Consider the following 7,352-nt stretch of genomic DNA (forward strand, 5'->3'; position numbering starts at 1 on the left):
GTCCGGACCGGGGCGCCCGGCTGCCGGGGCCGGTGGGTCAGCTGTCCGAACCGGCGGGCTTCCAGCGGAAGATGCGCCGCTCGGCGAAGGTGAGCAGGCCCTCGGCGGCGAGGGCGACGACGGCGAGAATGACCATCGCGGCGTACACACCGGCGGCGTTGAAGGTGTTCTGCGACTGGGCGACGAGCAGGCCGATGCCCTTGGTCGCGCCGATGTACTCGCCGACGATGGCGCCGATCAGCGCGAAGCCGAAGCTGACATGGAGGCTGGTGAAGATCCATGAGGTGGCCGACGGGACGACCACCTGGAGGGTCACCCTGCGATCGCTCGCACCCAGGACGCGGGCGTTGGCCACCAGGTTGCGGTCCACCTCGCGGGCGCCCTGGAAGGCGTTGAAGAACACCGGGAAGAAGACCAGCACCACGGCGGAGGCGACCTTGGAGGACGGCCCGAGTCCGAACCAGATCAGGAAGATGGGCGCAAGGACGATCCGGGGAATCGAGTTGAGCACCTTGATGTATGGACCAAGCACCTCGGCGAGCAGGCCGATCCGGCCCAGTGCGATGCCGAGGAGGACACCGGCGACCACACCCACGAGCCAGCCGAGCAGGGCCTCGTAGAGCGTGTACCAGACCTGCTCGCCCAGGGAGCCGAGCGCGGTGCCGTGCATCATCCACGTGGCGATCTGGTCCCAGATCTTGGAGGGCATCGAGAAGTTGAACGGATCGATGACCTTCGCCCGGGACAGCGCCTCCCACAGACCGAGCACGGCGACCAGGAGCACCACCCGCGCGGAGTTGACGAGGAGCTTGCGGCGGCGGGCGGCCCGGGCGCGGCTCTGCGCGCGGTCGGGGGCCTTGGCGGTGCCGGCGACCGGGGTGTCGAGGACCTCAGGCGACATGGGCGGCACCCCTCTCGCGGGTGATGCGGACCTCTTCGCCGAGCGACTCCCAGATCTCCCGGTAGATCTCGATGAACCGCGGCTGGAGGCGCACCGCCTCGACCTTGCGCGGCCGGGGCAGATCGATCTCGAAGACCTGCTTGACGGTCGCGGGCCCCGCGGTCATCACGACGACCTTGTCGGCCAGCGCGATGGACTCCTCCAGGTCGTGGGTGACGAACACGACCGAGGCGCCGGTGCCCTCCCACAGCTCCAGCAACTCGTCCGACATCAACGCCCGGGTCTGCACGTCGAGCGCCGAGAACGGCTCGTCCATCAGCAGGATCTCGGGGTCGTTGACGAAGGTGGCGGCGAGGGCGACGCGCTTGCGCTGGCCGCCGGAGAGCTGGTGCGGGTAGCGGTCCTCGAAGGCGGCGAGCCCGACCCGGGCCAGCCACTCGCGGGCCTTCTGCCGGGCCTCCGCCTTGGGGACGCCCCGGAAGCGGGGGCCCGCCATGACGTTCGACAGCACGGTGCGCCAGGGGAAGGTGGCGTCCTGCTGGAAGACGAAGCCGACCTTGTCGCCGACACCGCCGACCGGCTCCCCGGCCACCATCACCTCACCCTCGGTGGGCTCCTCCAGCCCGCTGACCAGGGTCAGCGTGGTGGACTTGCCGCAGCCGGTCGGCCCCACGACGGCCACGAACTCCCCGCGTCCCACGGTGAGATCCAGACCGCGCACGGCCGTGTGCAGTCCCCCTGACGGGGTTCTGAAGGTCTTGCTCGCGCCCCGCAGCTCGATGGCGGGGCCGGTGTGTGCGCTCATGAACCGGGACGGTAGGTCCGCCCCCGCACGAGCAGCAGTCTTGTGTGCACAAGGCGTTCTTTTGCTCGCAAGAACCTGTTGTGCTCTTTTTGCTCGCGCTACAACTGCGGAGCCGCACAGGCGGGCCGGACGCCCGCCGGCCTTGAAGGAGAGGCCTGATGATTGACGTCCTGGTGGTCGACGACGACTTCCGCGTCGCTGAGATAAACGCCAAATACGTGGGAAAGGTTCCGGGGTTCCGGGTGGCCGCCCGCGCGCACAGTGCCGCCCAGGCACTGGCCGCCGTGGAGCGCGGCGCCATCGATCTGGTGCTGCTCGACCACTATCTGCCGGACCGCACCGGTCTGGAACTCGTCCACCGTATGCGGGAGCAGGGCCATGGCGCGGACGTCATCATGATCACGGCGGCCGGCGATGTCGCCACCGTCCGGCAGGCGATGCGCCTGGGCGCCCTGCACTATCTGGTGAAGCCGTTCACCTTCGCCGCACTGCGCACCCGTCTCGACTCCTACGCCGCGCTGCGCCGCACCGTCGACCGGGTGGGCGGCCGGGGGGTTGCGGGCCAGGAGCAGGTGGACCGGATCTTCGGGGCGCTGCGTACGGCTCCCGCGCCGTCCGCGCCCGGCCTGCCGAGCGGCCACACCGCGCCCACGACGGACCTGATATGCGACGTCCTGTACGGCGCCGACCATCCGCTCTCCGCCCACGAGGTCGCCGCCCGCACCGGCCTGAGCCGCTCCACGGCCCAGCGCTACCTCCGCCACCTGGAACAGGCCGGCCGTCTGCGGCTCTCCCTGAAGTACGGCGACACCGGGCGCCCGGAGCACCGGTACGCGTGGGTGGCGCCGTGACGGTGGCCACCCGGCAGCGCTAGGCGGCCCCGGCCCCGGTGAGGGAGCGCACCTCGGTCTCGGCGTACTTGGCCTCGTCCGGGGTCTCGTCCGAGGTGACCGTGCCCAGCCAGCCGGCGAGGAAGCCGAGCGGGATGGAGACGATGCCCGGGTTCTGCAACGGGAAGTACTGGAAGTCGACGCCGGGGAACAGCGAGCCGCGGCAGCCGGACACCACCGGGGAGAGCAGGACGAGCCCGAGTGCCGGGACCAGTCCGCCGTACACGGCCCACACCGCGCCGCGGGTGGTGAACCCGCGCCAGAACAGCGAGTACATCAGCACCGGCAGGTTCGCCGACGCGGCGACCGCGAAGGCGAGTCCGACCAGGTAGGCGACGTTGAGGTCCCGGGCCAGCAGTCCGAGCGCGATCGCCACGACACCGATCCCGACGGCGGCGAACCGCGCCACGACCACCTCGCCCCGCACCCCGCCCTTCTGTCCGCCGCGCGAGCGCCGGAGGGAGGCGTACAGATCGTGGGCCACGGAGGCGGAGGAGGCGAGGGTGATGCCGGCGACCACCGCGAGGATCGTGGCGAAGGCGACGGCGGCGACCACCGCGAACAGAACCGTTCCTCCGGTGGAGCCCGCGCCGCCGCCCAGGTCGAGGGCGAGCAGGGGCATCGCGGTGTTCCCGGCCGCGTTCGAGGCACGCAGGGCTCCCGGTCCCACGACTGCCGCGGCCCCGAACCCGAGGACGATCGTCAGCAGATAGAACCCACCGATCAGGCCGATCGCCCACACCGCGGAACGGCGCGCGGCGCGTGCGGTCGGCACTGTGTAGAAGCGGGACAGGATGTGCGGCAGCCCCGCGGTGCCCAGCACCAGAGCGAGGCCGAGGCTGATGAAGTCGAGGCGGGCGGTCCAGCTCCCGCCGTACTTCAAGCCGGGCGCCAGAAAGGCGTCCCCGTGGCCGCTGCGCCGCGCGGCCGTCACCAGCAACTGGTCGACATCGCCATGGAACCGCAGCAGCAGGAGCACGGTCAGCGCGATCGTCCCGCCGAGCAGCAGCACCGCCTTGACGATCTGGATCCAGGTGGTGGCCCGCATCCCGCCCAGCGACACATAGATCACCATCAGGGCGCCGACCCCGATGACCGTCCACGCCTGGGCCGCCCCGCTGGTACGCCCCAGCAGCAGCGCCACCAGGCTGCCGGCGCCGACCATCTGCGCCACCAGGTACAGCACGGACACCACGACCGACGAGGTGCCCGCCGCGATCCGCACCGGGCGCTCGCTCATCCGCGCGGCCACCACATCGGCCAGGGTGAACCGCCCGCAGTTGCGCACCAGTTCGGCGACCAGGAACAGCACCACCAGCCACGCCACGAGAAAGCCCACCACATACAGCAGCCCGTCGTAGCCGTACAGCGCGATGAGCCCGGTGACGCCCAGGAAGGAGGCCGCCGAGATGTAGTCACCCGTGATGGCAAAACCATTCTCCATGGGGGAGAACAGCCGCCCGCCCGTGTAGAACTCCTCCGCCGAACCACGCCTCCGCCGGCTCACCCATGTCGTGATGCCGAGAGTGACCGCGACGAACCCGCTGAACAACAGCAGCGCCAGCGTCTGATGATCGCCGGTCACCGGGCACCTCCCCGCGTCTCCCGGGTCAACTCCTGGGTGTCCCAGCGCAGTTCCAGCGCCGCCCGGTCCCGCCGCAGCCGCGCGTGCCGGGTGTAGGCCCAGGTGAGCAGGAACGTGCTGAGGAACTGCCCCAGCCCCGCGAGCATCGCCACGTTCACCGCGCCCACCACAGGCCTCGCCATCAGCCCCGGAGCGGTGGTCGCCGCGACCACGTACGCCACGTACCAGCTCAGGAAGACCGCGACCCCCGGCACCACGAACCGCCGGTATCTGCCCCGCACTTCCTGGAAGGCGGCGCTGCGCTGCACCTCGACGTACACCTCGCGGGCGCGCGCCGCCGCCGGGTCCGGTTCCGCGCGTGCCGGGGGCACGGCCGGCGCGGGTGACCCGGCGTCGTACGGCTCGTCCCAGCCCAGGGCCGACGGGTCGTACCAAGGGTCCTCGTGCCGTACATCTCGGGTGGGTGCGCCGTGGTCCCTCCGGTTCTCGGCCGAACGCTCGGGACCGTCCCCCGCTCCCCGGGCACGATCATCGCTTGACTGCATGCCCAAGGATGAACAGACCCGGAAGTTCCGTGACTCTTCTTCTCCGGGCTCTTCACCCCATCAGGTGACCTCACCCGGGCGGCCGCACCAGCCCCTTGGCGTAGGCGTAACGCACCGCCTGCGCCCGGTCCTTGAGGCCCGTCTTCGCGAACAGGTTGTTGATGTGCGTCTTCACGGTCGCGTTCGAGACATGCAGCCTGTGGGCGATCTCCTGGTTGCTGAGCCCCTCGGCGATCAGCACCAGGACCTCCGTCTCGCGCACGGTCAGCCCGTCCGGTGGGACAGGCGGTGTGGGCACGACCGCGGCCGACTGGGGCTCGGCCTGCGACAGCCGCTCCAGCAGACGGCGCTGCACGCTCGGCGACAGCCCCGCCTCCCCCGACAGCACGCTCTCCACGGCGCGTACGATCTCCTCGCCGCCCGCGTCCTTGGTCAGATACCCCCGGGCACCGGCCCGCAGCGCGGGAAACAGCGACTCGTCGTCCGCGTACGTGGTGAGCACCACCACCTGGGTGCCGGGGTACTGCTCCCGGATCCGCCGGGTGGCCTCCACGCCGTCGCAGCGGGGCATCCTGAGGTCCATCAGAACGACGTCCGGGGCGAGCTCCCCGACCAGCCGCACCGCCTCCTCGCCGTCTCCCGCGGCGCCGATGACCTCGACACCCGGCAGCAGCCCGAGCAGCATCACGATGCCCTCCCGGACAACGGTCTGATCGTCGGCGACCACCACCCGCGCCGGCTTCTTCTCCACCTCCGGCTCGGTCATACGGGCACCTTCAGTGTCACCGCGAACCCCTCCTCGTCCGGCCCCGCGTCCAGTGAGCCGCCCAGCAGTTCGGCGCGCTCGCGCATACCGAGCAGACCGTACCCGCCGCCGGAGGTCGTGAGATCGCCGGGCCGTCCGCCCGAGTCCCGCACATTCAGCGTCACTTGGTGGTCGCTGTAGTCGAGACGCAGGTCCACCTTGGCGCCCTGGGCGTGCTTGCGGACGTTCGTCAGTGCCTCCTGGGCGACCCGGCGCACGGCCTGGGAGGCCTCGGCCGGCAGGGGCCTGGGCTCACCCGTGACGGTGACCGCGGCGCCCTCGGCCCCGCTGACGAGTTCACCGAGGAAGTCCTCCAGCGGTGTCAGTTCGCCCCGCAGCGCGGACAGTGCCTGTCTGGTCTCGGCGAGGCCGTCGCGGGCCATGCCCCGGGCGGCCACCACGCGCTCCAGGATCCGCTCCCGGTCGGCGCCCCGCTCGATCAGCAGCCGGGCCGCCTCCAGATGGACGAGTTGCGCGGAGAGGCTGTGGGCCAGCACGTCGTGGATCTCGCGGGCGATTCTGGCCCGCTCGGCGAGTGCCGCGGACTCGGCCTCGGCGACTCTCGCGGCCCGCTCCTGGTCGAGGAGCCGCTGTGCGTTGCCGCGGGCCTCCGCGTCCAGCCGCAGGACGTACCCGGCGAGGGCCATACCCGCGACCGAGGCGGCGGTGGTCAGCCAGACGTCGTTGTTGAAGGCGGAGTACGCGGCGAGGCCCGCCGAGGTCACCGGGGTCGCGGCCGCGAGCGGGAGCCGCTCCAGGGCGGTGATCCCGCAGCCGCACCACAGGACGAGGGCCAGTGCCGTGAATCCCGTGGCCTCGGCGGCGACCGCGATGCCCATGAGCGTCGCCAGCAGGAGCAGGGAGGGGAGCAACCGATGCTGGTAAGTGGTCCGGAAGAAGGCCCAGCCGAGGAATCCGGCGGCGGCGACGCCCGCGAGGGCGGCGACCCCGGTCCAGACGCCGACATGCTTCTGGTTGTACGCGCCCCACAGCAGCAGGGCGATCACCAGAACCCTGACGGCCCAGGCGAGCAGGCGGCGGGGGCGGGTGGTTCCGGCGCGGCCCAGCGCCTCTTTCGAGGGCCACCGCGTCCAGGCGTTCTCGGTCACAGGCGCTCCTCTCCGGCGGGCCTGCCGTCACCGTACGCCGCGGCGGGACGGCTCGTGGCGCCGAGAGGCTGGGTGGTCAGGGGCGTACGAGCGCCGAGGGTGCTCGCCCGCCAGGTCAGGATCCCGGCGCGGACCAGCAGGGAGACGGCGAAGCCGAGGAGCAGGGCGGAGCTGTGCTGGTGCAGGCCGAGGGCGGCGCCGATGGCGAAGAGGCTCATGCGCAGGGCGATGCCGACGACCCAGACGGCGGCGCTCGCCTTGGTTCCCTTGCTCCACACCGCGCCGTCCGGCTCGGTCCAGACATGGGTGGTCCAGGCCCAGCCCGCGCCCATGGCCAGGCCGATGAGGAGTTCCACGGCGAGCAGTGCGGCGGACCCGACGCGGTGGTGGGCGTCGAGGATGCCGGGCTCGCGCAGCGCTATGACCCCGAGGATCAGCGGCAGCAGCCACCAGCGGCGGTCCGTGTCGATCGGGCGTGCGCGGAACTGCCGTACCAGCACGAGCGCGACGACGGCCACGATCACCAGCGCGTTGGCGAGCCCCACCATCAGATCCTCCGTGAGCGAGAAGACGTTCGCCGGGAGCGAGCGCTGCCCGACGCTTCGAATTTACGGAAATTCGCAGGTCGGGAGATCGGAGCCGGGGTGGATCACAGGTGGAGATCTTGGAGGACGGGCCTCCACCCAGGGGTGGAGATGGGTCAGGGGCGGGG

8 protein-coding genes are annotated in these 7,352 nt (G+C 71.4%); 1 reads left to right on the forward strand and 7 read right to left on the reverse strand.

The window, feature by feature from the left end:
• Positions 1 to 37: 37 nt before the first annotated feature.
• Both CCN72_RS09380 and CCN72_RS09385 read right to left on the reverse strand, forming a co-directional pair.
• Complete coding sequence (locus CCN72_RS09380) at positions 38 to 901, reverse strand: ABC transporter permease (RefSeq protein WP_086807104.1); 864 nt, start codon at positions 899 to 901, stop codon at positions 38 to 40.
• The gene (locus CCN72_RS09385) at positions 891 to 1,706 is read right to left on the reverse strand and encodes an ABC transporter ATP-binding protein (protein WP_037654120.1); all 816 of its coding nucleotides are present in this window, start codon (positions 1,704 to 1,706) and stop codon (positions 891 to 893) included. The genes CCN72_RS09380 and CCN72_RS09385 overlap by 11 nt, the downstream gene beginning before the upstream one ends.
• A gap of 158 nt (positions 1,707 to 1,864) precedes the next feature.
• Between CCN72_RS09385 and CCN72_RS09390 the strand changes: the two genes are divergently transcribed.
• Positions 1,865 to 2,557 (forward strand): response regulator, encoded by a 693-nt coding sequence (locus tag CCN72_RS09390; RefSeq protein ID WP_086807105.1) that lies wholly within the window; start codon positions 1,865 to 1,867, stop codon positions 2,555 to 2,557.
• A gap of 19 nt (positions 2,558 to 2,576) precedes the next feature.
• On the opposite strand, the gene CCN72_RS09395 is transcribed toward CCN72_RS09390, so the two are convergent.
• From CCN72_RS09395 to CCN72_RS09415, 5 genes are all read right to left on the reverse strand, one after another.
• The gene (locus tag CCN72_RS09395) at positions 2,577 to 4,181 is read right to left on the reverse strand and encodes a solute symporter family protein (protein WP_086807106.1); all 1,605 of its coding nucleotides are present in this window, start codon (positions 4,179 to 4,181) and stop codon (positions 2,577 to 2,579) included.
• Positions 4,178 to 4,726, reverse strand: a complete 549-nt coding sequence (locus CCN72_RS09400; protein WP_086807107.1) for a DUF485 domain-containing protein — start codon at positions 4,724 to 4,726, stop codon at positions 4,178 to 4,180. Before CCN72_RS09400 ends, CCN72_RS09395 begins: the two co-directional genes overlap by 4 nt.
• Positions 4,727 to 4,796: 70 nt before the next feature.
• The gene (locus CCN72_RS09405) at positions 4,797 to 5,492 is read right to left on the reverse strand and encodes a response regulator transcription factor (RefSeq protein ID WP_085566922.1); all 696 of its coding nucleotides are present in this window, start codon (positions 5,490 to 5,492) and stop codon (positions 4,797 to 4,799) included.
• Positions 5,489 to 6,640, reverse strand: a complete 1,152-nt coding sequence (locus tag CCN72_RS09410; RefSeq protein WP_086807108.1) for a sensor histidine kinase — start codon at positions 6,638 to 6,640, stop codon at positions 5,489 to 5,491. The genes CCN72_RS09405 and CCN72_RS09410 overlap by 4 nt, the downstream gene beginning before the upstream one ends.
• Positions 6,637 to 7,188 (reverse strand): DUF1453 family protein, encoded by a 552-nt coding sequence (locus CCN72_RS09415; RefSeq protein ID WP_086807109.1) that lies wholly within the window; start codon positions 7,186 to 7,188, stop codon positions 6,637 to 6,639. Before CCN72_RS09415 ends, CCN72_RS09410 begins: the two co-directional genes overlap by 4 nt.
• Positions 7,189 to 7,352: the final 164 nt, after the last annotated feature.

This window comes from Streptomyces murinus (assembly GCF_002154555.1).
GTDB classification, from domain to species: Bacteria; Actinomycetota; Actinomycetes; order Streptomycetales; family Streptomycetaceae; genus Streptomyces; species Streptomyces murinus.

What these genes read in the sequence shown, in the direction of transcription:
- CCN72_RS09400 (WP_086807107.1), bottom strand. Translation starts at nt 4,726, where the DNA reads ATGCAGTCAAGCGATGATCGTGCCCGGGGAGCGGGGGACGGTCCCGAG.
- CCN72_RS09385 (WP_037654120.1), bottom strand. Translation starts at nt 1,706, where the DNA reads ATGAGCGCACACACCGGCCCCGCCATCGAGCTGCGGGGCGCGAGCAAG.
- CCN72_RS09380 (WP_086807104.1), bottom strand. Translation starts at nt 901, where the DNA reads ATGTCGCCTGAGGTCCTCGACACCCCGGTCGCCGGCACCGCCAAGGCC.
- CCN72_RS09390 (WP_086807105.1), top strand. Translation starts at nt 1,865, where the DNA reads ATGATTGACGTCCTGGTGGTCGACGACGACTTCCGCGTCGCTGAGATA.
- CCN72_RS09415 (WP_086807109.1), bottom strand. Translation starts at nt 7,188, where the DNA reads ATGGTGGGGCTCGCCAACGCGCTGGTGATCGTGGCCGTCGTCGCGCTC.
- CCN72_RS09405 (WP_085566922.1), bottom strand. Translation starts at nt 5,492, where the DNA reads ATGACCGAGCCGGAGGTGGAGAAGAAGCCGGCGCGGGTGGTGGTCGCC.